The following is a 26,344-nucleotide window of genomic DNA, read 5'->3' as shown; positions in this document are numbered from 1 at the left end:
CCTTACGGTTTTCCGTAACCCAAAAACTCCCTACTTCACAACAACCCCGTTTATAACCTCCCCAACCCCTCCAAAAGTCTAAAACAATAGTAAAACAAACCTCCCGAGTCCTCGGATTGCTAAAAACAAATATGTTTGTGACTTCCCGAGATTTCAGGAAGTCTCCTGCAAGTTGGGGGGGACCTCCCGTGATGTCGGGAGGTTTGTTGTAGGTATGTTTGTAACCCAACAACTTTTTTATATATTTGAGTGTTAATTTATTAAAACCAAAAAACACAAGTATGAAAATTGCACTCACAGAGTTGAGTACTAAAGATCTTGCTACTTTAGCTCAAAGAATTATTTCCAATGCCCAATCCGGCAAATATCCAGTTATCATCAATCATCCGCTTATAGGAGCTTTGCAGTCTTCGTATGTGGAGTATGATAAAGTCTATACAAAGAAAATCTATAGCGGAAAAGGAACAGATGTGGCCACAGCAGATCATGAAAGAGACATGGCGTACAGTAACCTGAAAGCCTTCCTGAACGGTTACAGAAAATTGTCCTCCGCCAAGAACTATCAAAACGCAGAAGAACTGTATCTGGTATTTAAGAAATTTGGGCTGAACCTTGACAGGCTGAGTTACTCTTCCCAAACCGCCCAAATGAAAAAGCTGATAGAGGAACTGGAAACTCCCGAAAATACACAGAAACTATCTGCGCTTTCTCTGGTTGCAGCATATGCGGATATGAAAGCAAAACATCAGTCCTTTGAAACGCTTTTTTCCGAACAGGCGGAAGCTAATGCAGATCTTCGCCAGATGACAAGTGCTACTGCCATCCGAAAAGGTCTGGAGAAAACATTGAAATCTTATTTTAATCTGATTACAGCAATGAAAGATGTTTCCGGCTGGGAGTTTTTCTATAGTGATACCAATGAGCTGGTGAAAGCGGCTAAAAATTCTTCGCTAGGGAAGAAAGAAGGTGGTGATACAGCACCGCAGACATAAGTATTTGTTTTGTTGGAAACACGCTAAGGCGCAAGATTATTTAAGTTTAAGTATTATTTTTTAGGCGCAAGAAAATCTAAGATTTTCAGCAAGTGAAGTGTCATCAATTTTATCGGAGATAAAATCTTTGCGCCTTAAAGCAGGTTGTTTTTACTATCCTTTTGCGCCTTTGCGTTTACCAATAAAACATGTTTTTTGACGCAAAGTTTTTAATTATTACTCTTTTTAAAATAAGGAAGCAAAGGGATGTGGCTGTGCCACTGATGAAGCGGGATGTAAACGGTAGCTTCATAAAATCAATCTTGATTGATTCTTTCTTTGCTCGCTTGAGTATAGTATTTTTTAATTTGATCTTTGCGTTTTCAATTACCGTACAAAAAAACTCAGCATACAGCTGAGTTTTATTTTTTTGAACCATTAAGGATTTTTATGTAGTGAAGGCTAGTTAAGGGGAAACATCAGAGATGTTTTATAAAGCGTGATGCTTAATATTCTTAATACTTTCAACCTTCTTAATGGTTTATTTATTTTTAAGAGCCTTTATTTCTTCCTGTAGCCTTTCGTTTTCCTTCTTCAGGTGTTCTATATAGTCTCTTTGGTTTTCGAGAAGGAATTCGGGTACATTACAATAAAGATTACCATTTATATTATTTCCAAAGCCACTACTTTCAGTGATGTTATCAAAATTATAGATTTGCTTGGCATCTTCTTCTTCATAGATCTCTTCTACAGAAACTTCCAGGTAACGGGCGATTTTTTCCCATTCTTCCTTTCTTATGGCTACATCTCCGCTTTCTTTTCTACTGTAGTTGGATACATCTGTGGCGATGATGTCAGCAATCTGCTGTTGTGTGATGCCTTTTCTTTTTCTTACGTTACGTAGTTTTTCTTTTTGCATGACCCGTATTTTCTACAAATATGCAAAATATTAGTGGAAAAAAATATTTCTTTTTAGAGGAAAATTGTAGGGAAGTAAGATTTCTTAGCCATTGGCGAGCTTTTTACGTTCTTATTGTCATTCCACAGGAATCTATGCTGTAAAAGCTTTTAGATTGATGAAAAAAATAAGAGTTTAGATTCCTTCGGAATGACAAGGTGAGCGCTTAGGAAGCATATATAGACATTTATTTGCCTAGACTTTAATACAAATTATCCGCTTAGATTATCCATGCAGTTTGTCATTCCGTAGGAATCTATGCAGTGAAAGCTTTTGGATTGATGAAAAAAATAAGGGTTTAGATTCCTGCGGAATGACAAGGTGAGCGCTTAGGAAGCATATATAGACATTTATTTGCCTAGACTTTTAATACAAACTATCCGCTTAGATTATCCATGCAGTTTGTCATTCCGTAGGAATCTATGCAGTGAAAGCTTTTGGATTGATGAAAAAAATAAGGGTTTAGATTCCTGCGGAATGACAAGGTGAGCGCTTAGGAAGCATATATAGACATTTATTTGCCTAGACTTTTAATACAAACTATCCGCTTAGATTATCCATGCAGTTTGTCATTCCGTAGGAATCTATGCAGTGAAAGCTTTTGGATTGATGAAAAAAATAAGGGTTTAGATTCCTGAGGAATGACAGGGTGAGTACATAGGAAGACTATGTAAACGATTTTCCAACAAAATTAAAATGTTAGAAAATTTCACAACTCTTTCCAACCTTTTCTGCTATAAGCTCATCTTTATAATAAAAGCTTACTATGAAAATCACAATACCCAAACCCTGTCACGAAAACTGGAATACAATGACCCCTGATGAAAAAGGAAGATTCTGTGCTGTTTGTTCCAAAACAGTACGAGACTTCAGGAAAGCTCCGGATGATGATATTATAGATGTGTTTTCCAAAACTTCGGAAGAGATCTGTGGAAATTTTAATCCATCACAGCTCAACCGGGAGTTGCATTATTCTTATATCAATACTCTTTTTGTGAAATTTGCGGTAGGCGCTATCCTGACAACGGGTGGAATTGTAAGTGTGAATGCACAGCAAAATAAAACCTGCGATACCCTAAAGACTGAAGAAGTAAAGGAAATTGTTTTCAGTACTCAGAGAGACAGAAAATTGCTTGGCTCAGTTTCAGTAGTATCGGCTAATGTTTTATTAGACAGCAAAGAAAAGGAAAGAAAAGAACTCATCACAAAATTGCCGGGATTATCTGTTGGGGAGCCTTCTAAAGATAATAACAGTATACGTATTGGTGGGGCTCCCTCAAGCGGAGTAATCTATCAGCCTATGTATATTGTAGATGGAAAAATAAGTGATTATGAAAAAGTAAAAGCACTGGATCCTAATCTTATAAAAACAATGAATATCCTGAAGGGCGCTTCTGCATCTGCAAAGTTTGGTGAAAAAGCCAAAGGCGGAGTAGTAGTGATTACTACTAAAAAGAAAAGAAAGATTTAACTATCTTAGAGGATAAAAGAGATAACCATGAAACTGACGATTCCTAAGCAATGTCACGAAAACTGAGAACATATGAACCCTGACAAAAAAGTTAAAAACAAAGTCGTTATTATAACAACTAAAAAGAAGAAATAATCAGTAGACAACTTTGAAAAAATATACAGCACACTTTCGGAAAAAGGATTTGGTCCTGATTTCTGATATAGGAAATGAAATCGGAAGAATAATAAAGAGTAGTAAGTTGTTTCATTATGAGGAATATATAGTTTTAAACTCGAAAAAATACAATATTAAGAATGTAGGCTTCTTGAAGAATGATGTAGAGCTTTTTGATGCTAATACAGTAGTTTACTTTACCGATCTGGCCAAAGAAAGAATTATTAAGTCGGGGCAGGGAGTTCAGATCTATTATTTTAAATTAAAAAAGAACCGACAGCTGATTGAAAAAGGGAAAATATTGATCGATATAAGCGAAGAGAAAAGAAGGTTAAAAGAAACTGTTTTTCATGTAGAAGTGGATGATTCTATTGATGATTTGCTTACTTTACTGTTCCTGCATTTTTCAACAAAAGAATTTCATTCTATTGGCGGAGACGGAGATTAAATAGGCTGTACCCAATTTTATCGGAGATAAAATCCTTGCGCCTTAAAAAATATCGTTTTAATTTTATTTTGCGCCTTGGCGTTTTCCAATAACAATACCAAAAAACTCAGCGTTTTGCTGAGTTTTATATTTTTAACCATTAAGAAAATTTTAATTGTTAAGGTAGGTAAACGAAAACATCTTGATGCTTTAAGCTATATGCTTTTCTTAATAATCTTAAATCTTTAAATTATCTTAATGGTTTAATGTAAAAGTGAGATGTTATTTTACTGCTGCAATAGCTGCTTCATAATTCGGTTCTTGAGAAATATCAGGTACCTGCTCTTCATAGATGATCTTTCCGGAAGGGTCTATTACTACAACAGCTCTGCTCAGAAGACCTTTCATGGCAGAATCTATCAGTTCTACACCATAGTTCCATCCAAAGTCGGAACGGAAATCTGAAAGCATTACTACATTTTTAATTCCTTCAGCACCGCAGAATCTTTTCTGTGCAAACGGAAGATCTTTGGAAATACAAAGGACTACTGTATTGGGAAGGTTCCCTGCCTCTTCATTGAAATGGTGTACGGAAGCTGAACAAACACCTGTATCTACACTGGGAAAGATATTTAAGATCACATTCTTTCCTTTGTAAGATTCCAGTGTCTGATCATTCATATTCACATCTGTAAGGGTAAATTTAGGAGCTGGCTTATTCAGCGCCGGTAATTTTGCATAAGTATGTACTTCTTTTCCTCCCATTAAAACCGTATTGATTGCTTTAGATTTTTGTGCAAAGCCTATTGCAGAAAAGAATAACAGTGTACTGAAAACTAATTTTGAAAACATGAAATTTTATTTTTCAGCTAAATTATTCTTTTTTCAGGAGCTGAGATTAATTTTAATTCAAATAGATCAAATCTATTGTCAGATTGTTTTTTTCAAAACATTTTACTTCTACCTTTATATTACAAAAACCTCCTTAGAAGGAGAATCTTATCACATAAAAAATACAGAGATTTATGAGTTCAGAAAATACAGCATCATTCCATCACATTTTTAAAAGTGAAAATGAAATTCCGGAAGAGTATAAAGTTCCGGTGATCCACCAGAGAACTTATTTGTTGAATGGTGAACTGGTAGAATGGAACGGAGATGTCACCGAAATTTATTCCCCGGTATGTATTCCTACAGAAAACGGATTAGAAAGAAAACTTTTGGGAAGTATCCCGAATATTGGCCCGAAAGAAGCCATGGATGTCCTTGAAGCCTGTGTAAAAGCCTATGACAATGGTCTTGGGGAATGGCCGACTATGTCTGTAGAAGGACGCATTAAATGTATGCAGAAATTCGTGTACCTGATGATCCAGCAAAGGGATCTGATCATTAAATTACTGATGTGGGAAATTGGAAAAACGCTTGCTGATTCTACCAAAGAATTTGACCGTACCGTAGATTATATCAACCAGACCATTGATGCCCTGAAGGATCTGGACAGAGAATCTTCCCGCTTTCAACAGGCAGAAGGTACCATTGCACAGATCAGAAGAGCGCCACTTGGAGTGGTTTTAAGTATGGGACCATTCAATTATCCTCTGAATGAAATTTTCACCACACTGATTCCTGCCTTGATCATGGGAAACACCATTCTGTTTAAACTTCCGAAACACGGCGTACTGGCTCATTATCCTTTATTAAACGCTTTTAAAGAAGCATTCCCGAAAGGAACTGTAAATACTTTATACGGAAAAGGATCAGAAATTATCACGCCAATCATGGAAAGCGGAAAAGTGAATGTTCTGGCCTTCATCGGATCAAGTAAAGTGGCTAACGGATTGAAAAAGCTGCATCCGAAAGTGAATCGTTTAAGAGCTATTCTGAGTCTGGATGCCAAAAACGCAGCTATTGTGACCAAAAATGCGAATCTTGATGTAGCCGTGAGTGAATGTATTTTAGGTGCACTTTCTTTCAACGGACAGCGATGTACAGCACTGAAGCTTATATTTGTTCAGAAAGAGATTGCTTTAGAATTTACAGAAAAACTAAGTGCAGCGGTTTCTGCTCTGAAACCAGGATTACCGTGGGAAAAAGACGTAAAAGTAACACCGCTTCCGGAAGTCAATAAACCTCCTTATCTGAAAGAATGTATTGATGATGCATTAAACAAAGGAGCTGCTGTTTTGAATAAAGACGGAGGTTATACGGATGAATCTTTTGTTTTTCCGGCAGTAGTTTATCCGGTAAACAGTGAGATGAAACTATATCATGAGGAACAGTTTGGTCCGGTGATTCCTGTTGTTCCGTTTGAAGACATAGAAGAACCTATAGAGTATCAGGTGAATGCTTCGCACGGGATGCAGGTAAGTATTTTCAGTGAAGATCCACAGGAAGTAGCAAGGCTGATTGATCCATTCGTGAACCTTGTAAGCCGTGTCAATATCAACTGCCAGGCACAAAGAGGTCCGGATGTCTTTCCGTTTACCGGAAGAAAAGACAGTGCGGAAGGAACACTTTCTGTTTTTGATGCGCTCCGTTCATTCTCAATCCGGTCTCTGGTAGCGGCAAAACTTACAGACTCCAATAAAGAATTACTCAATATTATTGTCAGAGAACATGATTCCAATTTTTTGAGCACAGATTATATTTTCTGATCCTATTGTATTTAACATAAATAAAAATCCTCAATAAATTTCTTTATTTGTTGAGGATTTTTTTAACTTAATGCCGAAAATTAGAGTTTTGTGTTATAATAAGATGATATTTTTTAGAAATATTATCTAAGGATCAGTGTGTAAATCATGTCTTCACCGGAAAAAGAATTTTTAGAGAAAATTGAAAAGCACAAAGGTGTTGTTTTCAAGATCTCTAAAATGTATATGGATAATAAGGACGATCAGAATGACCTCTATCAGGAGATCATCTACCAGGCCTGGAAATCATACGGTGATTTTCAAAAGAGGAGTGACTTCTCCACATGGCTGTACAGAACTGCGCTCAACACAGCAATTGTTTTCCTGCGAAGTGAAAAAAAACGTAGTTTTATACAGAATCAGAATGTAGATGGGCTGAGTGCCCGGCAGGAACCTTATAATGATACGGATGATGTGAATATGAAGCGGATGTATGAAGCTATTCATCAGCTGAGCCCTATTGATAAAGCGCTTATATTTTTCTTTTTGGAGGGTTTTTCGGGAAAAGAAATTGCCGTTCAGCTAGGAATTACTGAAGTCAATACAAGAGTAAAGCTGAAAAGGGCAAAAGAGAAGCTGAAAGAGATTATTACCAAACAAGGAGCAGGTTCTCATTAAAAGATAAAACGATGGAGTTAGAAAACTTTAAAGAACTTTGGAATAAAGATACAGGACAGGAATCTCCTGAAATTTCTCTTGAAAAACAGAAGGAAATACATTCCCCGTTACAGATGCTCAAAGTGAATATGGAAACAGAGTTCTGGCTGATGATTGTAACGCTGCCTTTACTGTTAACCAATTTCCCGTTTGCTTCTGCTGATTCTAATATTAAAATCATATCTGCATTTGTCACAATTCTGACCCTTGTTATTATCGTCTATTTTTATTCCCGCTTTCTGAAACTGTATAAGCTGCTTCAAAAGAATAGCATCAATACAAATTATGATTTGTTCAATCTTAAAACCCAGCTTCTCATATCGAAAGAAATTTATATAGCCTATTATGTCTCCTATATCCCTCTTGGGTTTCTTCTTTCTCTGATCAGGATTAATTTCCATTTTGAGATGGAATATAATCTGGCTATCTTCGGGATCAGCCTTCTGATCACTCTGCTCCTGATTGCTTTTATCATAAAATACTGGATCTATTATATGTACGGAAGGTATATTGATGATGTAGTACGCTTGGTAGATGAGCTTAATGAGATTGAGGTAAGTCCCGGACCTGAAAAGAAAAAAACGTGGTTTGAACGTTCACAGAAATTTTTCATGAATAAAATGGGTATCAAAGGAAATATTCTGAATACCGTTATATGGTTTGTTTCAATGTATATTTTTATCATTTTATTTTTGACAGCAGTACTTCTTCTTATTATCATAGTGGGTGCCAAATTTCATTTTCTTGATATAGGAACGCTGCAAAAAGCTTTAGATCAGTTGAATTAGAAGTTGCTCTGCCTTTCTTTAAATTTCCTATCTTTAGGACGTCGAGGTAAAAAAATGTAATATGGATGAGATTAAAAATCAAGTGTTTCCTATAGAGGAATTTCTTGAGCTTGTAAAGAATAAACAGGACCGGAAGACATCTTTTGATCCGGATTATAATTATGCAGTGTACTCTTCAAAAGATGAATTTGAACAGCAAATGAAAATCTTTATTGGTGACCCTTTGGACATTGGTGAGAATGATAATGAAATCTTACCCGATTTTGTTTTTCAAAATAAACTGAACTATATGTGTTCTGATGAGAATATTCAGGATGTTGTGGATCTTGCTTTTCGGCAATATGCTGGTGTCACTTCATCTCAGCTTATTGATGCCCTGAACCATTATCTTGAAAAAGACGACTTCTTAGATTTTAAATAAAGACTGAACGATGAACCTTATATTTCCCATATCAGGTTCTTTTTTTATACACATTTTAACTGCTTTTTACCAGCTGTTTAGGTTAATAAGGAAGATCCCTTTAAGGATGATTAAAATTCAACAAGAATTATTTCAGGTACTATTCAAAAAAAATAATAAACTTATAAGGACGCACAATGAGAGCCTGGCAGCATCTTTCTGTCTGGTTTTTTTATTTCTTTTGTAAAAATACTGTAACAATTTTTTTAAATGAAAACTAACTCTATAGAGTAACAAATCATGACCTCATTAGAACAAGAGTTTATAAGTCAAATTGAACAGCATAAAGGAATCCTATTTAAGATTTCTAAGATGTACATGACTGAAAAGGACGATCGGGATGATCTTTTTCAGGAGATTACCTATCAGCTCTGGAAAGCATTTCCTGGTTTCAGAGGTGAAAGCGAATTTTCAACATGGCTGTACAGAATCGCTTTGAATACGGCCATTATTTTCCTTAAATCAGAAAAAAGAAGAAGCTTTATTGCCCATGAAGATTTTTCCAATCATATCATTGTACAGGAAGACTATGATTACCGCAAAGAAGAGCGCCTGGCTGAAATGTATAAGGCTATTCATCAACTCAATCCTATTGATAAAGCCTTTATATTCTACTATCTGGAAGATTTTTCAGGAAAACAGATTGCAGAGCAGATGGGAATTTCTGAAGGAAATGTAAGAGTGAAAATGAACCGCGCAAAAAACAAACTTAAAGATATCTTAAGCCAAATAAAAACCAACAAACATTAAAATCAGTAATCCAATGAATATCGATGAATTGAAAAATACCTGGAATGAAGATATTATGGAGGAAACTCCAGAAATAAGTATTGAACAAAGAAATAAACTGAATCTCCCCCTTGAAAAAATACGTAAAAATATGCGTGTGGAATTCTGGTGGGTAATAGGGATTTTTGTTTTCGCTTTTTTGGTTTGCTCAGTCTGCAGGCCTTTTAAACTACAATTGTATATAACGGTTTTAATTGCTTCCATGCTTATTGTTACCGTTTTCTTTTTCAGTAAGTTCTTTAAACTGTATAATGACATCAGTAATCCTGCACCTAAAACCTACGATTCTCTGAAAGATCTGGTGATGCAGCTGAATCTGAATAAACAATATTATCTTTCATACTACATCAGTTTTGCACCGTTTCTGGTATGTGAGATCCTTATTGTTCTGGAATTTATCCCGTGGCCCAAACCTTTGAGTGAACTGAAAATTGCAGTAATCTTAATAGGTTCTGTGATTGGAGGATTGTTTTTGCTTTATCTGGCCGGAAAATTCTGGTTTCACCGGTATTACGGAAGATATATGCAGCATATTGAAAATCTTCTGGAAGAGTTGAAAAGATAGAAAAGAGTTCGGCGGGCTGAAAACCCGCCGAACCTTTATAAATTATTGTCCTTTATTGTCTTTTTCCTTAGCAATCTCATTTTTTATCCAATCCAGCTGTGGGTCTTTTTTGTCGATGATATCCTGCATGCTTTCAGTCACTACTACATCAGGAATAACGCCTTTCCGTGAGTCTGAAAATTTAATATTAGGCTGTACCAAAAGTAATCCGATAGGGAATCTGATTTCAGAATTAGGAAGTTTCTGGTAAGAATAGAAACCTGCAACTGTGCCGTCATTGGCCCCGCCGGTTTCTTCACCTACAAGAGTTGCCCTTTTATCATTCTTAAGCTTGGCGGTAATAATAGAAGATGCTGAGAAGCTTCCTCCGTTGATCAATACAAAAACCTTTCCGTGGAAAGCCTGTTTATTGGGCTTTGTGGGTTTATCAGCTTTCATTTTATAGAAAACCTTTCCGTCTTTTTTGTAGGTGCTGAAAGCCTGTGCAAAGAAATAACTTGGATAGGCAATACTTTTAAGAGCGTATTCTAAGGGATTGCTTTTTCTGAAATAATTGGTACGCAGTGGGGTATCCCTTGACGTTACCTGGGAAGGTTTGATCAGGGTAAAAGGAGCATCTGCTAAATAGGAATACAGGTTATTGATCTCATAGAGAGAGCCTCCGTAGTTATTTCGGACATCTATGATGAGGTAGGGCGCTTTGGCCTCATTGATCCTGGCAAAGGTTTTTTTATAAAATTCATCAGAATAATCTCTGGAGAAACTTTGTACCTTTATATAAGCGATAGAGCTGTCTTTGTCCAGGAATTTAAAACTTCTGTTGTAAGAATTACTTGACACTACATAATCGTTCAGTTTCTTTTCAAGCGTCTTTTTCTTCATTTCCTTATCTTTCTCAAGATCGAAGTCAGATTTTATTTCTCTGTTTAAAGTATACGTTCGTTTTTCTCCCTGATAAAGCGTTTCAAGAGTCGCTTTACTCCCCAATCCGTTCTCTGCAGTATAAAAATTAAAGAAAAGATCTTTTAAAAAATAGGGATGGAAAGTCGTATTATCACCGTCACTGCTGATCAGGCTTCTGTACTTCTTTATATAATCCGAAACAGGAACATTGTTAATTGATAAAATTTCAGTCCCCGGTTGTATATGCTCAACAGAATCTTTGTTTTGAATAATATACATCTGATCGCCTGATATATAATACTCGAAACGGCTGAACATTCCTTTCTGATGTTCCAGTTTTTTAAACTCCCTTTTGGTGAATTTTTTTCTGGGAATTCTCAATGAAAGATGCCCTTCACGGATTCCCGCAATGACAGGCTGAAGCTTAAAATAAAACTGAAGAGGGGTAAGAGATTCAGTGAGAGTCTGTTTAAGACTGTCAAATTTATGATCCAATTCCTTCTTGGGAATATACCAGTATAATTGAGGATGCATTTGCTGTAATTTTGAATAAGCAAAGTCCACATCCTCTTTGAGTTGCTCCGGTGGAATACATGAGGCCCGCTGTTCGTTGTGTTTTCTTATAGAGGCACAAGACGAAAGTATTGCGAGAAGAAATATTACCGAATAATTTTTCAATATATCTGAGTTTTTTTAAGGTGCTAAAATAGAAAGTTTAAAATTAATCATGACTTAAATGAATAATAAATTTTCTAAAATACATGATAAATTTAGTTAAAAAATGCACTAAAATGAAATAAATTTTCATTTAAAAGCAAAAGTCAATACATTTGATATTTATTTTCTACAGATGGTTTATTGGATTATTACGACAGTAGCTGTTCTTACAGTTACCTTTTTTATAGTGATCAATATGAAGGCATTTGGCGGCATGCCAAAAGGAAAGAGGCTGAAACGGATCAAGCAGTCAAAACTCTATAAAAAAAGACAGTTTCAGAATATCAGTTATACACCATCTATCACGGAAGGCTACAAAATGTCGAAAGTGACTTACGATTTCTTTTTAGGGAAAAAAGATCCGCTGTTGAAGCCGTTGAAAGAAATTCCATCTCTTCATACTGATTTAAAAAATATAGATAAAAATACCGATGTGTTTATCTGGCTGGGACATTCATCCTATTATCTGCAGACCGATGGTATTTCCTTCCTGATTGATCCTGTATTGAGTTCATATGGCTCACCTTTTAAATATTTTAACAAGGCATTCAAAGGATCAGATATCTTTAAACCTGAAGATATTCCCAATATTGATTATCTGGTAATAACCCACGATCATTTCGACCATCTGGATTACCCGACTGTAAAATCTATCAAAGACAGAACGGAAATGGCTATTTTACCTTTGGGAGTGGGAGCACATTTAGAGAGATGGGGATATACTGAAGATTCGTTTATTGAAGAAGAATGGGGAGCTGAAGTGAATCTGAAGAATGATATAAAAATTGTCTTTACCCCTGCCAGACACTTTTCAGGCAGAAGAATCAGGCAGAATGATACGCTGTGGAGTTCCTATGTTTTGATAACGCCAACCAAGAAAATTTTCTTAGGTGGAGACAGTGGTTATGATAGCCATTTTAAAACGATTGGTGAGCAACATGGTCCTTTCGACTATGCTATTCTTGAGAACGGACAATATGGAGAAGCATGGAGATATATCCATACACTGCCGGAAGATGTTATTCAGGCCGGTATTGATCTCAAAGCCGAGCGTATCATTCCTGTTCATGCAGCAAAATTTGCATTGGCTCTTCACCCATGGAATGAACCTTTACAAAAGATAACTGCTCTTGGAAAAGAAAAAGGATTGAATATCCTCACGCCGATGATTGGGGAGGTAGTAGATCTGAATCAGCAAGAACAGAAATTTACAGCCTGGTGGGAAGATTGATCAGGCATGCCAGATGTCTTTATACCTTACAGGATGGTTTTCAAACTGCTGCCGTACAAAATCACATTCAGGGTCTACAAGCAAATCTTTTTCCTCTGCGTAGCGTACCAGTTCATCCAGTAGTAATTTGGCGTATCCTTTTCCCTCACGTTCTTCATCAAGTTTCGTATAATACACAATAAGCAGTCTTCCATCAACCTCTATGGACATATAACCTGCCTTTTTTCCATCAATAAGTAGCTGTAATTCATCCTGATATGGAGTTACCTGAAACTTTATATTTTCCATGATAATGTAAGATTTGGTTGATAAAAATAATTTGGAGAACTTTCCGAGAAACATTCTCTCCACTAAAATTACGAAATTAAATAATATGAAATAATAGTTTTCAGGAATCTTAACGAAATTTATAACATAATGATGAAAAGATAAAAGATAAAAGATAAAAGATAAAAGATCTTATCGTTAAAATTCAATAGCGCTGGACTTTAGTCCAGCCAGACTTTAAAATATATCCATTGGCTTTAGCCAAAACTTACAAAACTTACTCTTTAAAACCCTAAAATTGATTATAATTCGCTGATTATTATTTGATTGTGAAACCCTGTTTAATAAAATGAACTGCATTCTGATTATAGCTTCAGAATGATTACCATGTAATAATTTCATGAAAATGTATGAAATATTTCAAAGATAATCAGTTGTTTATGATTTTTCTTAACAAATATTAGTATTTGCAATTAAGATTTGGCACTTTAATTGACTATGCCATCATGTTTAATTTAAAAGGGGAATGAAATGAAAAAGTTATTATTAACAGCATTTTTGGTTGGGGTGTTCAGTTTGACTTATGCCCAGTCAGATTATTACAACGATTACAGAAGGAGTATTTCGGATGTTAACTGGCAAAGAGTTGTTGCAGATCTGTTGCTGTCCAAAACACAGGCAAACCAGATTTATGTACTCAATGACCGATATCGTGATTACGATACATGGAACAGGGTATATGTGGTAGAGCCGGGAAGATGGAGAAACGACCGTTATTCAGAGTTGGAAAGAATTTTGGGCAGAGAAAAATATATTATTTTCAAGAAAAAATATTACCGAGGTCAAAATCCTGTGATTGTTTACGGAAGAAATAAGAATGATTATAAGAAATATCGTAAACAACAGGAGAAATATTATAAAAACCAGGAAAAATACTATAAAAAACAATCTAAACATCACGGTCATGGTCATGATGATGATTGGGATTAAATTATTATCAACTATATATTCACTTTTGAATGGCTGGCATCTTTGTCAGCCATTTTATTTTTTAAATAATTTTTTTTATTGATTAATTTGTTTGAATTTTATAATTTTGATTCATGGAATCACACGAATCACTCAAAGGTTTTTATGAAAGAAATGCTCCCAATCTGGCATCACAGTGCATCGGGGTCAGCAGAATGGGACACTTCAATGTCTTTTCACGGGAATACTGTTCTCCGTTGACTCCCTATAGCAGAAGAGATTATTATAAAATTTCACTGATCATAGGGAAAGGAAAACTCCATTATGCAGATAAGTGGATTAAAGTAGACCGGCCTGCTTTATTGTTTTCAAACCCTATTATTCCTTATTCCTGGGAGGCGGATGATGAAGACCAGAAAGGCTGGTTTTGTCTGTTTACCGATCAGTTTTTGCATAACGGAAGCCGCATGGGAAACCTCCAGGATTCTCCGCTTTTCAAAATTGGAGGAACTCCTGTTTTCTTTGTGGATGAAGAACAGCAGAGAATACTTTCTGATATTTATACCAAAATGATGACAGAGATTCAGTCGGATTATATTCACAAATATGATATGCTGAGAGCTTATCTTCATCTGATGATTCATGAAACCATGAGAATGCAGCCTGCAGAAAGTTTTGAACCTTATCAGAATGCCTCACAGCGGGTTGCTTCCTTATTTATGGAACTTCTGGAAAGACAATTTCCGATTGACAGTCCTGAAGCCTTTTTAAAATTAAAAACACCCAACGACTATGCCCAGAGTCTTTCCATACATGTGAATTCTTTAAACCGTTCCGTAAAGGAGATCACAGGGAAAACAACCAGCCAGCAGATTACCGGAAGGATAATTCAGGAAGCCAATGCTTTACTGAAGCATACAGACTGGAATATAGCTGAAATCGCCTACGGATTGGGATTTGAAGAACCTGCTTATTTTACCAATTACTTTAAAAAACAAACAGGAATTACTCCTAATGCCCTAAGAATGGATATTGTTTGAATTTTATAATTCTTAGTTTGAATTCTATATCGGAATTGGCCTTTTCATGTTCTAATTTTGTCATATAATTAAATCATACCTATCATGAAATTTAAAAAATTAGGAAACACAGACGAACAGTTATCAGCAATTGGGCTAGGCTGTATGGGAATGAGCTTTGCTTATGGTCCTACAGACGAACAGGAAAGTATCAATACCTTACACAGGGCTTTGGACCTAGGCATTAACTTTTGGGATACAGCAGATATGTACGCCAATGGAGAAAACGAAAAACTGATCTCTAAAGTTTTGGTTCCGAACAGGGATAAGATTTTTATTGCAACCAAATTCGGATTCAGGTTTAAAGATGGTAAAGCAAGCCACAGCGGAGCTCCGGGAACTTATTTTGACGGTTCTCCGGAATGGATCAGAAAGGCAGTCGATTTAAGTCTTCAGAGATTAAAAATAGACACTATTGATTTGTATTACGCTCACAGAGTGGATCCTAATGTTCCGGTAGAGGAAACAGTAGGAGCAATGGCAGAGCTGGTGAAAGCAGGAAAAGTGAAATATATCGGATTATCTGAGGCTTCAGCTGAGTCCATTAGAAAAGCTAATAAAATTCACCCGATTGCAGCTTTACAGTCAGAATATTCTATCCTTACGAAAGATGTTGAAAAAGAAATTTTACCAACGATCAGAGAACTGGGAATTTCTTTAGTACCTTATTCACCGCTGGCGAGAGGTCTATTTACCAATATCTATGATGTACAGAACCTGGGTGATGATGACTTCAGAAAATCACTACCACGCTATCAGCAGGAGTATCTTGAAAATAATACCAAATTAGCCAACGAGATTAATGATTTTGCAGCTTCCAAAGGAGTAAAAGGAACTCAGCTTGCCCTGGCCTGGGTATTGAATCAGGGAGACGACATCATCCCTATTCCGGGTACCAAACGAATTAAATACCTGGAAGAAAATATTGCAGCCGTCAATATAGACCTTTCCCAGTCAGATCTGGATACCATTGATACCATTCTGAAAAAATACCCGAATGTAGGGGAGCGATACACTGAAGGTTCAATGAAACTGGTGAACAACTAAAGACTAAAAACTGAGTTCCTGCTTATGATGGGAGCTCAGTTTTTTGTTATTATTCTCAATGAGAATGTATAAATAATGAAAAAAAAATTATGAACAGAAGAGAACTATTAAAGAATGGTTTACTGGCAGGAACATTAAGTATGATCCCTTTTTCCAGTGTACTGGCAGAAACTCCAAAAACACCTGAAAAAACAGGAGATGATCTTTCCGGATTTAAAAAACTGAAACTTGGAGAACTGGAACTGTTTGTTCTTACAGACGGATATATTCATGAAGAAAATCTCAATGCATTTGCTCCCAGAGGAACTGTTGCTGAATTGAAATCAATCCTTAAAAATAATTTCAGACCGGAAAATTATATTGATATGGCCATGAATATTCTGCTGATTAAAACGAAGGATAAACTTATCCTCTTAGATACTGGGATGGGTATTTTTGCTGATGAAAGAACTGGGTTCTTATTAAAAAGCCTCCAAAAAGCAGGGTTTTCACCAAAAGATATTACAGATGTTTTTATCTCTCATGCACATCCTGACCATATTGGCGGTGTGGTGGACAAAAAACAGAACCTCGTTTTTCCGAACGCCACTATTTTTATTTCAGAAATTGAACATGACTTTTGGATGAAAGCCACTATTAAAGATTTTAATAATAGTGAGTTGAAAAAGCAGCCTGAATTTCTTAATCAGATTATTCCCGCTATTCAGAATATTCTGAAAACCATTCAGCCGAAACTTAAGTTTTATGATCTTAATGACCCGCTCTATGACTATTTCAGTTTTCAGCTGGCTCCGGGTCATACTCCGGGGTTAACAGTAACAACACTTTCTTCGGGCAATGAAAAGCTGATTTACATTGCAGATTTGATTCATTCCGATGTAATCCTTTTTCCACATCCCGAGTGGGGCTACTTTGGAGATACCGATCTGGATATTGCAACAGCTTCAAGGAAAGAGCTTCTGAAACAACTGGCAGATACTAAAACCAGAGCATTTGCCTATCATTTACCCTGGCCGGGTTTAGGCTTTACAAAAACACAGTCCGGTGCGTTTGAATGGTTCCCCGAAAGTTTTATGAATTAGGTGGCAGGTAATAGGGGCGATAAATAAAACAAGTCATCTTAATCAATAGCAATCAGGTGCTTGGCATTCCCATCCTCTGAAGGGGTGTCATAAATTCAAAGATTTTTTGACGGGGTGGTTAATTATAAAAGATAATTCAATCAATAGCAGCGGACTTTAGTCCGCTTTTTCAATAAATATGTACTCATTCGGCTTTAGCCAAAACATATTAATCATCAGTTTATACGACAGATCCTCCCGGGCAACGGGAGGATCTGTTTCAAGATAAGAAAAGCTAGAGTTTTATTATACTTATGCCTCCCCAAATACCAGCTCCGGTGAATACAGCTTTCTGAACATCAGGTAAGTCATCGTAAGCACAGAGAAAGCGACTATTGCGTCTATTGTTGCTGGAAAACCCAGCACCGCAATTTTAGAGAAAAAAGCAAAAATAATATCGAAAAACATTCCTGCAAATACCCATTCTTTCAACCTCAGTAATCTGTTGGGAAGGAGAAGAACAAGAACGCCTGAAATTTTAAAAACTCCCAGTATATAAATAAAATGAGAAGGATAGCCAAGCTGTTGGGTAATATCCCAAACAACAGGATTTTTTGTAAGTTCAAAGAAACCGCTGGCTCCGAACCATAATGACATAAAAATAGCGCCTGCCCAATAGATGATTTTTGTTGTTTTTGTTTTCATTGTAGTATTATTTTTAGTTGTTATTATTACTGTGTTGTGTAAAAGTTATTTGAAAGCTGTTTTTGCTGATCCTGATATCTCTCCCGTTTTTTGGTTTTGAATAAAAGCTATGATTTCCCAGTTTTCAGGAGAAAAACCATCCGGAAGCTGAAATGTTGTTGTTCCTTCCGGCTGTTTATTGAGCGAAATTTGATTTTGCTTGTGAACAATCTGCCAGTGATGCAGATGACGACCTTCATTTTCACCTTTTCCTACCTGGGTAGAAGAATGTTTTTCAACCAGATTAATGAGAAGCATATTCTTAGAATCAATGGAAGATGTTTTATATTCTACATTGATGGTCTTTTGAGAAGTACTTGCCGTTAGTTTTACATTTGTTTTTTTAGAAGAAAATAAAGCTTCCCGTATTGCATTTTTGATATTGTTTTCATCAGATCCTACAAATTCCGTTTTTCCATTGACAACCAGTTGAGGTGTATAAACCTGCGAATTTAATATACGGCTGTATTGCTGTTGTCGCTGGGAGCTCTCAGCGGTGCTGAATCGGTCTTTCCATCCAAGACGATTCCAGTAATCCACATGGTAGGAGAGCAGATAAACGGGCTCATCTTTATATTCCTTCCCGATTTTCCCCATTAGTTCATCTGCCGGAGGGCAGCTGGAGCAGCCTTCTGAAGTGAAGAGTTCCAGAACAGCAAAACCGTTTTCTGTGGTTGGATGCTGTGCTGTCTTTTCTGATTTATCCTTATAAATAAATGCTGAAGTAGCAAATAATAATGCAGTGAAAGCGCTTACTGTGATTAAGTTTTTTAGTATCATGTCTTTTAATTTGATTCAAAAGTAGATACTCTGGAAAGGCAGAAGAATACAAAAATGGCTGAACCGGACAAATCAAAAGGTGAATCCGGAAATTGTGAGGGGGATGTTTTGAGGAAAGGAAGAGGGAAGCTAGAAGGTGGAAGTACTCAAGGTCTTTAATAGGAATAGTGTTTTTTCATAAAGTGATCAAAAATCAAATAAAAGAACCCTGATCATGACAATCAGGGTTATAATGTATTTAAAAAACTTCTATAGATTATAATGACTTCAACTACTTCCATCCTCAAACCTTCAGCTTCCATCCTTTTTTATCTGTCCTCCAGCCAGGTAAAAAAACTATGGGTTTTCTCTTTATTAATAAGTAGTTTTTCATGTGTTTCAACAGTAAGTTTAACCAGTATTTTACGCTGGAAATAATGTTCCATCTCCTTAATGGCTTTAAAATTAACAAGATATTGTCTGTTGACTCTGAAGAATTGCTTATCAGAGACCTGTTCTGCGACTTGTCCCAAAGGCTGACTAAGGGAAAACTGCTCTTTGCCGAAGGTTACCAGGTGAGTTATTTCATTATGGATATAAAAATAGGCAATGTCTTCCGTAGGAATTGTTGTATATTTTTGATTTTTAAAAACCAGAAAATTACTCTTCCCGGCAGAAGCAGGCTGGTTGATTTTTTGTATCAACAACTCCAGGTCAGGAAGATCATTCTTCTGAAAGAATTTTTTCAGTTCATCAACTTTTCTCAGCGCTTCAGCAATGTCTTCTTTGGAAAATGGTTTTAAAACATAATCCACTCCTTTGCTTTTAAAGGCATCCAGCATATACTGGTCAAAAGCGGTACAGAAAACCACCGGGCATGTGATGTCTACGGATTTGAAAATCTCAAATGAAAGTCCGTCCGAAAGCTGGATATCCATAAAAATGAGATCAGGTTTCACCTCTTTCAAGCCTTCAATACTTGTTTCGATACTGTCATAAACACCCAGTATCTTTGAGTCTGGTTTTAAATCTGAAATTAAATTCTGAAGGGATTTTGCAGCCCTGAATTCGTCTTCAATAATGATGATATTCATGAATTAATGGTAGTTTTATCTGAAAGTTTTTTTCGTCTGAATTAATGATAATATCTTTTTCAAGCAAATGTTTGTAACGCATTTTGATATTGTCTAACCCAACTCCCAATGAGTCTTCGGGATTTTTTTTTCGCTGTATTGGATTTTCAATCACAATGTTATCGTCAGCAGTATACATTTTAACATGTAAAGGCTTACTTTGTGAAACAATATTGTGCTTGATGCAGTTTTCCACCAAAAGCTGAAGCGTAAAAGGAGGAATAAGGGTTTGGTCCGTTTCTTTTCCGAGCTCGTTGGTAAACTTAATTCCTTCGCCAAAACGGGCTTTCTGAAGAAAAAGATAAGCGTCCACTATTTTCATTTCTTCCTGAACACTGATGAGGTCCAGTTTTCTGCTTTCGAGTGTAAATCGGTAAAAATCAGAAAGTTTTACAATGAAATCAACCGTTTCTTCATCATGCGTTTCTGCCATCAATTTTAATGTGTTCAGACTGTTGAAGAGAAAATGCGGGTTGATCTGTTGTTTCAGTAATTCGTACTGAGCCCCTAAATTATCACTTTTTACCTTCTCCAGCTCGAGCTGTATCTGCTGGCCTGTATAGTTATTCTGAAGCAGTGTCAGAAACATATAGCATACCAGGTTGATTAAAATTCCTCTTACTTCAACCATCAGCATTACCGGACCGAAATTGATATGAGATAAAATAAGCTGCTGAATCCAGGCAAGTCCAAACATAATCACCATACCGAAAGCCAATACGATCATCAATCTTGAATAGGAGATATGCTGTCTGCGCTTTGCTGTACGGTTCAGCATATAAATATTGAGGTACCACATGATGACAGAGAACGCCGCAGTTATCGCTGAATTCACTATTGCTTCCTTCCAGTCGAATTGGTGAGAGGCCAACTGAGGTACCGATGATAAAACACCCAGGAAAACAGAGCTTATCCAGATAATGGCAGGTGAGATCTTTATTTTTTGCTGTTGCATGAAATCTGCTGATTTGAAAAGGTTAAATTAATGCTTTTTATTGAAAATATTATGATAAATAGTAAGGGGCATCTATTATGGTCTGTTAACAGGACGGTAGCTCATGAAGTACTTTACTCTTTCTTCTTTATTATGAGAACTGATTTCCGGAAGATCATTTTTAACATCATAAGAAATATTTCCCGACCGATCGGCCTGAACCGTTTCGATGCTTACCAATTCACCCGTGATGGTACCGCCAATATATTGAGGATTGTCATGATACCGCCAGGTAACCAGCTTCATTACAGCACCGGCTTCGGGTGTCTGGCTTTCTTTCGATAAAGATTCCAAAGCCCTTTCATTGCCGTATAAAGCGGACATCGTTTCTTTCTTAGGGTTCAGAGAATTGGAAATGAATTTAAGATGGCCAGGGTCAAAAACAACCCTTGAAAGTCCATTATCTTTATCATTGTTTTCTTTGCTGCAAGCGGTAAGAGCAACAAGACTTACCAGTAAAATCAGGATGGTATTTTTCATTTTTTCTGTAAATTTTGGATTAATCTTTGGGTATTTACTTTCATCGGAACATCAAAAAGATAGCCTGTTTTTTCTGCGAGCTGTCTGTGGCAGGCGATGCATGATTCTTTGGCGAAAGATGCGGTTTTTCCAGTGGGATGAAGATCATCTCCGGAGAATTTTGCAAATCCCCAGCCTTCAGTATCTTTATATTGATGAGTATCTTTTACCATGAACTGAGCATTGATAAATTTTCCAGGTCTGATTTCTCCGTTGGGAAGTTCTTCCTGTTTCCATACAGATTTTACAACAATACTTCCGTCTGGCCATGGGTGAAAGTTTTCTGTTTCCACAGCTTTTACAGCAATATCATTTCCATAGATCACGCGGATAGACTTGTCAAAAAGAGTACTCATACTGATGACTTTCCAGTTTTTGAAATCAGGAGTGTACTGAACTCCATTGGGAGAAACCGGAAATTTTGCAGGAGCTGCAAAAGGTGGACTGGAAGCTGGATGAGGTTCATTTTTATGTTGTGCTGCAAGGTTTACTGAAGATAATGAAAGTGTATATTTTTTAATGATTTCAATATCTTTTGGGGTAATCTTGGCAGATGGATGCAGAAGAGTGTATTCGTGAAGGGGCATTTTCCCGCTCTGCATCATATTGAGAATGGCGTACATATTTCCCTGATGCTCTGCAGGAGAGAGCTTTTCCCATTCTGAAAAATTCAGGACTTCTCGGGCTCTCCTGATGTCTTTGTTCACAGTCCAGGAAACAGGAGCAAGTTTATCATACCAGCTGAGGTTTTGCTGGTTGGAATGACAGCTGAAACATAAGTTCTCAAGAATACTGATCACTTCCTTCGGCGCTTCAATCTTTCCTGTAACCGGTTTTCCTTCCAAAGGTTTGCTGAATAGCTGCAACCCTCCGAAGATTGCTAATATCACCAGAAATGCTATGGCGATGGGATTTCTTTTTTTCTTTACGGTATCCATAATGAGTATTGTTTTTATTTCTGGGTCAAAAGTAAATGGGTAGCGTATGCTGGGAAACGGAAAACAGACCGAGTTAGACAAATTAAAAGGTGAATCCGGAATTTTTGGACCTGAAAATACTCAAGAAAAATCCCGGTAATTGTGTTACCGGGATTTGATTAAATCTGTTATCTATAAAGTAATACCGCCGTCTATTACAATTTCGGTTCCGGTGACATAACCTGAAATCTGATCATCTGACAAATAGGTAACCAGTTTGGCAACTTCTTCGGCCGCTCCCATTTTCTTCAATGGAATCTGATCTATGAGATGATTTTGAATGTTTTTCAAAGTCTCTTCATCCAAACCGGCCTTACTCATTATTTCAGTTTTTATAGGACCAGGGCTTATCATATTTACCCTGATTTTTCTTGAAGCTAATTCTGCCGCTGCTGTTTTTGCAATTGAGTTCAATGCGGCTTTGCTTGCCTGATACGCTGAACTGTTGGGTTTATAAGTAGAAGCCACAATAGATGATAAGAATATGACAGAAGCGCCATCATTCAATAAAGGAATGAATTTGCTTAACGTAAAATAAGCTCCTCTGAAATTAATATTCATCACCTGATCAAAATTTTCGAGATCCATGTTTTCAATGGAAGTTAGGGTTCCTGTAATTCCTGCGTTAATAAACAGGATATCTATTTTCCCGAACTGTTTCTCTATTTCTTCCTTTAAAAGATCAATATCATTAAGGTTTGCCTGATCTGCGATGAACGGGATTGCTCCAAGTTCCTGAGCCGCTTTTTCTACAGCTTCCTTTCGTCTTCCTGTGATAATGACCGTTGCTCCTTCTGAAATAAGTTCTTTTGCTGCAGCGAATCCGATTCCGCTGTTTCCTCCTGTTACAAGAGCCACTTTGTTACTGAATTTTTTCATTGTAAAATTTTTGACAAAGTTATTTCAAAATGGTATACTTTTGTAACCAGTATCACAGAGTATACCAGTATCATTCATGATATCATTTAACTTTGCAACTATGGAAAGAGATCAGACAGAAGAACTTAGAGCCTTACAGGACACCCTTTATTTTATAGGTGGGAAATGGAGAATCCCGGTGATCAATTCACTTTGCAACGGGAACAGACGGTTCAGGGAAATCGAAAGAAGTATTCCCGGAATTACCACCAGAATGCTTTCAAAAGAACTGAAAGATATGGAACTGAACAAACTGTTAAAACGCACCGTTTACCCGGAAACTCCCGTTTTAATAGAATATGAACCCACGGAATATTGCAGAACCTTTGGAAATATCATCCAGGAAATGATCAGTTGGGGGAGAGAGCACAGGAGAGTGATTGTGGAGGATAGGTAGGTGAGAGGTGGCAGATGTTAGGTAACAGGGATTAGGGATTAGGGATTAGGGATTAGGGATTAGGGATTAGGGATTAGGGAGGCGCTGGACTTTGATGAGTAAGTATGTATTCATTATTTCCTTACTCCGGATGGACCGAAAGTTCAAAGAGTTTTTGACGGTTTATTACCCACAAAAAAAGCCCCTTAAAAAAGGAGCTTTTATATTAATCTATATCAAAACGAAAAATTAAATTCCGTCAATGATTTCATTTAAAACAGTACTAGGTCTCATCGCTGCATACGTTTTATATGTATCAGTTTTGTAGTACCCTTCAATGTTTTGAGGTTTACCCTGAGCACCAATTAATTCAGCATTGATTACTTCTTCGTTTTCCTGCATTGCCTGAGCAATAGGAGCAAACTTAGCAGCCAATTCAGCATCAGCAGTCTGGTTAGCCAACGCTTCAGCCCAGTACATTGCTAAATAGAAGTGAGAACCTCTGTTGTCAATCTGACCTACTTTTCTTGCAGGAGATTTGTCTGTAGCCAAGAATTTAGCATTCGCTTCATCCAATGCATCAGCTAAAACCTGAGATTTTGTATTGTTCTGAGTTTGTGCCAAGTGCTCTAAGGAAGCCTGAAGTGCTAAGAATTCACCCAGAGAATCCCATCTTAAATATCCTTCTTCTAAGAACTGCTCAACGTGCTTTGGAGCAGAACCTCCGGCACCAGTTTCAAATAAACCACCACCGTTCATCAATGGAACGATAGAAAGCATTTTTGCAGAAGTACCAAGCTCAAGGATTGGGAAAAGGTCAGTTAAATAATCTCTCAATACGTTTCCGGAAACAGAGATTGTATCTTTACCTTCTCTTGCTCTCTTCAGCGTTTCAGTCATAGCATCTTTTACATCAAGAATTCTGATGTCAAGACCTGTTGTATCGTGATCGGCAAGATATTTTTCTACTTTTTTGATGATTTCTCTGTCGTGAGCTCTTCCTTTGTCTAACCAGAAGATAGCAGGAGTATCAGATAATCTTGATCTGTTTACCGCTAATTTTACCCAGTCCTGGATAGGTGCATCTTTTGTCTGACACATTCTGAAGATATCATCTTTTTCTACTTTTTGAGAAAGAAGAACGTTTCCAGCCTCATCCTGAACTTCTACAGTTCCGTCAGCTGCTAATTGGAAAGTTTTATCGTGAGAACCATATTCTTCAGCTTTCTGAGCCATCAAACCTACGTTTGGAACAGATCCCATTGTTGTAGGGTCTAATTTTCCGTGTGCTTTCATATCGTCAATTACAGACTGATAGAAACCAGCGTAAGAACGGTCCGGAATAATACAAACTGTATCTTCTTCGTTTCCTTCTTTGTTCCACATTTTACCTCCGCCTCTTACAAGAGCAGCCATAGATGCATCAACGATGATATCAGAAGGTACATGGAAATTCGTAATTCCTTTGTCAGAATTTACCATTGCCACTCTAGGTCCTGCAGCAAGAGCTTTTTCAATGTCAGCTTTGATGTCAGCCTCCTGAGCATTTCCTTTGATTTTATCAAAAAGATCAGCAAGACCGTTATTTGGATTGATATCTAAAGACTTGAAAGTTTCAGCGTATTTAGTAAATACTTCTTTGAAGAAAGTCTCAACGATAGCCCCAAAAATGATAGGATCAGAGATTTTCATCATCGTAGCTTTCAGGTGAGCAGAAAGAAGTACATTTCTTTGCTTAGCTTCCTCGATTGCTTCCTGAACGAATGCTTTTAACGCATTTAAGTTCATTACAGAAGAATCAATCACTTCACCAGCCTGAAGACCTGCGAAGTCTTTTAATACAGACTCAGAACCGTCATTTCCTTTGAATACGATTCTGTATTGTGTAGCATTTTCTAATGTTGTAGAAGTTTCTGTACCGTAGAAGTCACCATTGTTCATGTGAGCTACGTCAGTTTTGCTGTCAGATGCCCAGTCACCCATTCTGTGAGGGTTTGCTTTTGCATAGTTTTTAACAGCTTTTGGAGCACGTCTGTCAGAGTTTCCTTCTCTTAATACAGGATTTACAGCACTTCCTAATACTTTAGCATATTTAGCTTTGATGGCTTTTTCTTCATCATTTTTAGGTTCTGCAGGATAGTTGGGAACGGCGAAACCTTTACCTTGTAGCTCAGCAATAGCTGCATCCAATTGAGGTACAGAAGCAGAAATGTTAGGTAGCTTAATGATATTAGCGTCAGGTTGAGTTGCCAGTTGGCCTAGTTCAGCCAAAGCATCACCTATTTTCTGGTCGTCTTTTAAAAACTCAGGGAAGTTTGCAAGAATTCTTCCTGATAAAGAAATATCCGGAACCGAGATTTCGATATCTGCTGATTTTGTGAAAGCTTTTACAATAGGTAAAAACGAGTGAGTAGCCAGCATTGGAGCTTCATCAGTAAGTGTGTAATAGATTTTTGATTTTTCTGACATTATACTGTTATTTTTTATTTGAAATTTTAAGTCCCACAAATTTAGTAAATATCATTGTTTTATTTGAGATATTTCCATAAAAAAAGTGGCTTTTATATCTTTAATTTTATATCTGTGTAATTGTATTGCTTCCGGATGTCTTGTTATTAATTCTAAAAAGAATTGTATAATTTCAGGTGTTGAACTTTAGAAGTCTAAAGCTTATTTTTTTAGAGCCACTGGCATGTAAGCAATTTTGTTTGAAAA

The 26,344-nt window shown here is 36.8% G+C and carries 27 protein-coding genes; 15 read left to right on the top strand and 12 right to left on the bottom strand.

Annotated elements, in window-relative coordinates; translation table 11 throughout:
• Window positions 1-281 precede the first annotated feature (281 nt).
• A complete protein-coding gene (locus FW781_RS03860; RefSeq protein WP_149386203.1) occupies window positions 282-992 on the top strand; it encodes a DUF6261 family protein in 711 nt (236 codons plus the stop codon).
• A gap of 520 nt (window positions 993-1,512) precedes the next feature.
• Here the strand turns inward: FW781_RS03860 and FW781_RS03855 are convergent.
• Window positions 1,513-1,890 (bottom strand): helix-turn-helix domain-containing protein, encoded by a 378-nt coding sequence (locus FW781_RS03855; RefSeq protein WP_149386202.1) that lies wholly within the window; start codon window positions 1,888-1,890, stop codon window positions 1,513-1,515.
• Window positions 1,891-2,695: 805 nt separating this feature from the next.
• Between FW781_RS03855 and FW781_RS03850 the strand changes: the two genes are divergently transcribed.
• Both FW781_RS03850 and FW781_RS03845 read left to right on the top strand, forming a co-directional pair.
• A complete protein-coding gene (locus tag FW781_RS03850; RefSeq protein WP_149386201.1) occupies window positions 2,696-3,400 on the top strand; it encodes a TonB-dependent receptor plug domain-containing protein in 705 nt (234 codons plus the stop codon).
• A 307-nt stretch (window positions 3,401-3,707) separates the two neighbouring features.
• Window positions 3,708-4,004, top strand: coding sequence for a hypothetical protein (locus FW781_RS03845; protein WP_149386200.1), 297 nt, complete (start codon window positions 3,708-3,710; stop codon window positions 4,002-4,004).
• 261 nt (window positions 4,005-4,265) lie between these two features.
• Here FW781_RS03845 and tpx read toward each other — a convergent pair whose 3' ends face one another.
• Window positions 4,266-4,763 (bottom strand): thiol peroxidase, encoded by a 498-nt coding sequence (tpx, locus tag FW781_RS03840; RefSeq protein ID WP_394349721.1) that lies wholly within the window; start codon window positions 4,761-4,763, stop codon window positions 4,266-4,268.
• A 245-nt stretch (window positions 4,764-5,008) separates the two neighbouring features.
• Between tpx and FW781_RS03835 the strand changes: the two genes are divergently transcribed.
• The 6 genes from FW781_RS03835 to FW781_RS03810 all read left to right on the top strand — a co-directional run bounded on the left by FW781_RS03835 (window position 5,009) and on the right by FW781_RS03810 (window position 9,935).
• On the top strand, window positions 5,009-6,637 hold the full coding sequence (locus FW781_RS03835) for an NADP-dependent glyceraldehyde-3-phosphate dehydrogenase (protein WP_149386199.1): 1,629 nt from the start codon (window positions 5,009-5,011) through the stop codon (window positions 6,635-6,637).
• A gap of 147 nt (window positions 6,638-6,784) precedes the next feature.
• Window positions 6,785-7,294, top strand: coding sequence for an RNA polymerase sigma factor (locus tag FW781_RS03830; protein ID WP_047385529.1), 510 nt, complete (start codon window positions 6,785-6,787; stop codon window positions 7,292-7,294).
• Window positions 7,295-7,305: 11 nt separating this feature from the next.
• On the top strand, window positions 7,306-8,121 hold the full coding sequence (locus FW781_RS03825; RefSeq protein ID WP_149386198.1) for a hypothetical protein: 816 nt from the start codon (window positions 7,306-7,308) through the stop codon (window positions 8,119-8,121).
• Between the two features lie 61 nt (window positions 8,122-8,182).
• Window positions 8,183-8,542, top strand: coding sequence for a DUF7716 domain-containing protein (locus tag FW781_RS03820; RefSeq protein ID WP_149386197.1), 360 nt, complete (start codon window positions 8,183-8,185; stop codon window positions 8,540-8,542).
• Between the two features lie 279 nt (window positions 8,543-8,821).
• On the top strand, window positions 8,822-9,331 hold the full coding sequence (locus FW781_RS03815) for an RNA polymerase sigma factor (RefSeq protein WP_149386196.1): 510 nt from the start codon (window positions 8,822-8,824) through the stop codon (window positions 9,329-9,331).
• A gap of 13 nt (window positions 9,332-9,344) precedes the next feature.
• Window positions 9,345-9,935, top strand: coding sequence for a hypothetical protein (locus tag FW781_RS03810; RefSeq protein WP_149386195.1), 591 nt, complete (start codon window positions 9,345-9,347; stop codon window positions 9,933-9,935).
• A 42-nt stretch (window positions 9,936-9,977) separates the two neighbouring features.
• Here the strand turns inward: FW781_RS03810 and FW781_RS03805 are convergent, their stop codons facing one another.
• Window positions 9,978-11,372 carry a S41 family peptidase gene (locus FW781_RS03805; RefSeq protein ID WP_228720131.1) on the bottom strand — a complete coding sequence of 465 codons (1,395 nt, stop codon included), beginning with the start codon at window positions 11,370-11,372 and terminating at the stop codon, window positions 9,978-9,980.
• 316 nt (window positions 11,373-11,688) lie between these two features.
• Between FW781_RS03805 and FW781_RS03800 the strand changes: the two genes are divergently transcribed.
• Window positions 11,689-12,786 (top strand): MBL fold metallo-hydrolase, encoded by a 1,098-nt coding sequence (locus FW781_RS03800; RefSeq protein WP_149386193.1) that lies wholly within the window; start codon window positions 11,689-11,691, stop codon window positions 12,784-12,786.
• Here FW781_RS03800 and FW781_RS03795 read toward each other — a convergent pair whose 3' ends face one another.
• Window positions 12,787-13,074 (bottom strand): GNAT family N-acetyltransferase, encoded by a 288-nt coding sequence (locus FW781_RS03795; RefSeq protein ID WP_149386192.1) that lies wholly within the window; start codon window positions 13,072-13,074, stop codon window positions 12,787-12,789.
• A gap of 510 nt (window positions 13,075-13,584) precedes the next feature.
• On the opposite strand from FW781_RS03795, the gene FW781_RS03790 reads away from it, so the two are divergent.
• The 4 genes from FW781_RS03790 to FW781_RS03775 all read left to right on the top strand — a co-directional run bounded on the left by FW781_RS03790 (window position 13,585) and on the right by FW781_RS03775 (window position 17,230).
• Window positions 13,585-14,043 (top strand): hypothetical protein, encoded by a 459-nt coding sequence (locus FW781_RS03790; protein WP_149386191.1) that lies wholly within the window; start codon window positions 13,585-13,587, stop codon window positions 14,041-14,043.
• A 113-nt stretch (window positions 14,044-14,156) separates the two neighbouring features.
• Entirely contained in the window at window positions 14,157-15,062 is a 906-nt protein-coding gene (locus FW781_RS03785) for a helix-turn-helix domain-containing protein (protein WP_149386190.1), read from the top strand.
• 84 nt (window positions 15,063-15,146) lie between these two features.
• On the top strand, window positions 15,147-16,148 hold the full coding sequence (locus FW781_RS03780; RefSeq protein WP_149386189.1) for an aldo/keto reductase: 1,002 nt from the start codon (window positions 15,147-15,149) through the stop codon (window positions 16,146-16,148).
• An 89-nt stretch (window positions 16,149-16,237) separates the two neighbouring features.
• A complete protein-coding gene (locus tag FW781_RS03775; RefSeq protein ID WP_149386188.1) occupies window positions 16,238-17,230 on the top strand; it encodes an MBL fold metallo-hydrolase in 993 nt (330 codons plus the stop codon).
• Window positions 17,231-17,521: 291 nt separating this feature from the next.
• On the opposite strand, the gene FW781_RS03770 is transcribed toward FW781_RS03775, so the two are convergent.
• The 7 genes from FW781_RS03770 to FW781_RS03740 form a co-directional block, all read right to left on the bottom strand.
• Entirely contained in the window at window positions 17,522-17,914 is a 393-nt protein-coding gene (locus FW781_RS03770; protein ID WP_149386187.1) for a DoxX family protein, read from the bottom strand.
• Window positions 17,915-17,959: 45 nt separating this feature from the next.
• Window positions 17,960-18,733, bottom strand: coding sequence for a DUF1223 domain-containing protein (locus tag FW781_RS03765; RefSeq protein ID WP_149386186.1), 774 nt, complete (start codon window positions 18,731-18,733; stop codon window positions 17,960-17,962).
• Between the two features lie 308 nt (window positions 18,734-19,041).
• On the bottom strand, window positions 19,042-19,806 hold the full coding sequence (locus FW781_RS03760; protein ID WP_149386185.1) for a LytR/AlgR family response regulator transcription factor: 765 nt from the start codon (window positions 19,804-19,806) through the stop codon (window positions 19,042-19,044).
• A complete protein-coding gene (locus tag FW781_RS03755) occupies window positions 19,787-20,800 on the bottom strand; it encodes a sensor histidine kinase (RefSeq protein ID WP_149386184.1) in 1,014 nt (337 codons plus the stop codon). Before FW781_RS03755 ends, FW781_RS03760 begins: the two co-directional genes overlap by 20 nt.
• A 75-nt stretch (window positions 20,801-20,875) precedes the next feature.
• On the bottom strand, window positions 20,876-21,319 hold the full coding sequence (locus FW781_RS03750) for a hypothetical protein (RefSeq protein WP_149386183.1): 444 nt from the start codon (window positions 21,317-21,319) through the stop codon (window positions 20,876-20,878).
• Window positions 21,316-22,296 carry a heme-binding domain-containing protein gene (locus tag FW781_RS03745; protein WP_149386182.1) on the bottom strand — a complete coding sequence of 327 codons (981 nt, stop codon included), beginning with the start codon at window positions 22,294-22,296 and terminating at the stop codon, window positions 21,316-21,318. The genes FW781_RS03750 and FW781_RS03745 overlap by 4 nt, the downstream gene beginning before the upstream one ends.
• 171 nt (window positions 22,297-22,467) lie before the next feature.
• A complete protein-coding gene (locus FW781_RS03740) occupies window positions 22,468-23,214 on the bottom strand; it encodes an SDR family oxidoreductase (RefSeq protein ID WP_172625655.1) in 747 nt (248 codons plus the stop codon).
• A 100-nt stretch (window positions 23,215-23,314) separates the two neighbouring features.
• Here FW781_RS03740 and FW781_RS03735 point away from each other — a divergent pair, with 100 nt between their 5' ends.
• Window positions 23,315-23,650 carry a winged helix-turn-helix transcriptional regulator gene (locus tag FW781_RS03735; protein WP_149386181.1) on the top strand — a complete coding sequence of 112 codons (336 nt, stop codon included), beginning with the start codon at window positions 23,315-23,317 and terminating at the stop codon, window positions 23,648-23,650.
• A 228-nt stretch (window positions 23,651-23,878) separates the two neighbouring features.
• Here FW781_RS03735 and FW781_RS03730 read toward each other — a convergent pair whose 3' ends face one another.
• Window positions 23,879-26,098 (bottom strand): NADP-dependent isocitrate dehydrogenase, encoded by a 2,220-nt coding sequence (locus FW781_RS03730; protein ID WP_149386180.1) that lies wholly within the window; start codon window positions 26,096-26,098, stop codon window positions 23,879-23,881.
• Window positions 26,099-26,344: the final 246 nt, after the last annotated feature.

Source organism: Chryseobacterium panacisoli (assembly GCF_008274625.1).
GTDB lineage: Bacteria > Bacteroidota > Bacteroidia > Flavobacteriales > Weeksellaceae > Chryseobacterium > Chryseobacterium panacisoli.
The sequence above is the reverse complement of the archived record's forward strand: the minus strand, read 5'-3'. Positions and strand labels throughout refer to the sequence as shown.

What these genes read in the sequence shown, in the direction of transcription:
- FW781_RS03835 (WP_149386199.1), top strand. Translation starts at nt 5,009, where the DNA reads ATGAGTTCAGAAAATACAGCATCATTCCATCACATTTTTAAAAGTGAA.
- FW781_RS03830 (WP_047385529.1), top strand. Translation starts at nt 6,785, where the DNA reads ATGTCTTCACCGGAAAAAGAATTTTTAGAGAAAATTGAAAAGCACAAA.
- FW781_RS03755 (WP_149386184.1), bottom strand. Translation starts at nt 20,800, where the DNA reads ATGCAACAGCAAAAAATAAAGATCTCACCTGCCATTATCTGGATAAGC.
- FW781_RS03765 (WP_149386186.1), bottom strand. Translation starts at nt 18,733, where the DNA reads ATGATACTAAAAAACTTAATCACAGTAAGCGCTTTCACTGCATTATTA.
- FW781_RS03760 (WP_149386185.1), bottom strand. Translation starts at nt 19,806, where the DNA reads ATGAATATCATCATTATTGAAGACGAATTCAGGGCTGCAAAATCCCTT.
- FW781_RS03825 (WP_149386198.1), top strand. Translation starts at nt 7,306, where the DNA reads ATGGAGTTAGAAAACTTTAAAGAACTTTGGAATAAAGATACAGGACAG.
- FW781_RS03805 (WP_228720131.1), bottom strand. Translation starts at nt 11,372, where the DNA reads ATGCATCCTCAATTATACTGGTATATTCCCAAGAAGGAATTGGATCAT.
- FW781_RS03775 (WP_149386188.1), top strand. Translation starts at nt 16,238, where the DNA reads ATGAACAGAAGAGAACTATTAAAGAATGGTTTACTGGCAGGAACATTA.
- FW781_RS03785 (WP_149386190.1), top strand. Translation starts at nt 14,157, where the DNA reads ATGGAATCACACGAATCACTCAAAGGTTTTTATGAAAGAAATGCTCCC.
- FW781_RS03815 (WP_149386196.1), top strand. Translation starts at nt 8,822, where the DNA reads ATGACCTCATTAGAACAAGAGTTTATAAGTCAAATTGAACAGCATAAA.
- FW781_RS03750 (WP_149386183.1), bottom strand. Translation starts at nt 21,319, where the DNA reads ATGAAAAATACCATCCTGATTTTACTGGTAAGTCTTGTTGCTCTTACC.
- FW781_RS03735 (WP_149386181.1), top strand. Translation starts at nt 23,315, where the DNA reads ATGGAAAGAGATCAGACAGAAGAACTTAGAGCCTTACAGGACACCCTT.
- FW781_RS03740 (WP_172625655.1), bottom strand. Translation starts at nt 23,214, where the DNA reads ATGAAAAAATTCAGTAACAAAGTGGCTCTTGTAACAGGAGGAAACAGC.
- FW781_RS03860 (WP_149386203.1), top strand. Translation starts at nt 282, where the DNA reads ATGAAAATTGCACTCACAGAGTTGAGTACTAAAGATCTTGCTACTTTA.
- FW781_RS03855 (WP_149386202.1), bottom strand. Translation starts at nt 1,890, where the DNA reads ATGCAAAAAGAAAAACTACGTAACGTAAGAAAAAGAAAAGGCATCACA.
- FW781_RS03730 (WP_149386180.1), bottom strand. Translation starts at nt 26,098, where the DNA reads ATGTCAGAAAAATCAAAAATCTATTACACACTTACTGATGAAGCTCCA.
- FW781_RS03850 (WP_149386201.1), top strand. Translation starts at nt 2,696, where the DNA reads ATGAAAATCACAATACCCAAACCCTGTCACGAAAACTGGAATACAATG.
- FW781_RS03820 (WP_149386197.1), top strand. Translation starts at nt 8,183, where the DNA reads ATGGATGAGATTAAAAATCAAGTGTTTCCTATAGAGGAATTTCTTGAG.
- FW781_RS03810 (WP_149386195.1), top strand. Translation starts at nt 9,345, where the DNA reads ATGAATATCGATGAATTGAAAAATACCTGGAATGAAGATATTATGGAG.
- FW781_RS03795 (WP_149386192.1), bottom strand. Translation starts at nt 13,074, where the DNA reads ATGGAAAATATAAAGTTTCAGGTAACTCCATATCAGGATGAATTACAG.
- FW781_RS03745 (WP_149386182.1), bottom strand. Translation starts at nt 22,296, where the DNA reads ATGGATACCGTAAAGAAAAAAAGAAATCCCATCGCCATAGCATTTCTG.
- FW781_RS03790 (WP_149386191.1), top strand. Translation starts at nt 13,585, where the DNA reads ATGAAAAAGTTATTATTAACAGCATTTTTGGTTGGGGTGTTCAGTTTG.
- FW781_RS03780 (WP_149386189.1), top strand. Translation starts at nt 15,147, where the DNA reads ATGAAATTTAAAAAATTAGGAAACACAGACGAACAGTTATCAGCAATT.
- FW781_RS03770 (WP_149386187.1), bottom strand. Translation starts at nt 17,914, where the DNA reads ATGAAAACAAAAACAACAAAAATCATCTATTGGGCAGGCGCTATTTTT.
- FW781_RS03800 (WP_149386193.1), top strand. Translation starts at nt 11,689, where the DNA reads ATGGTTTATTGGATTATTACGACAGTAGCTGTTCTTACAGTTACCTTT.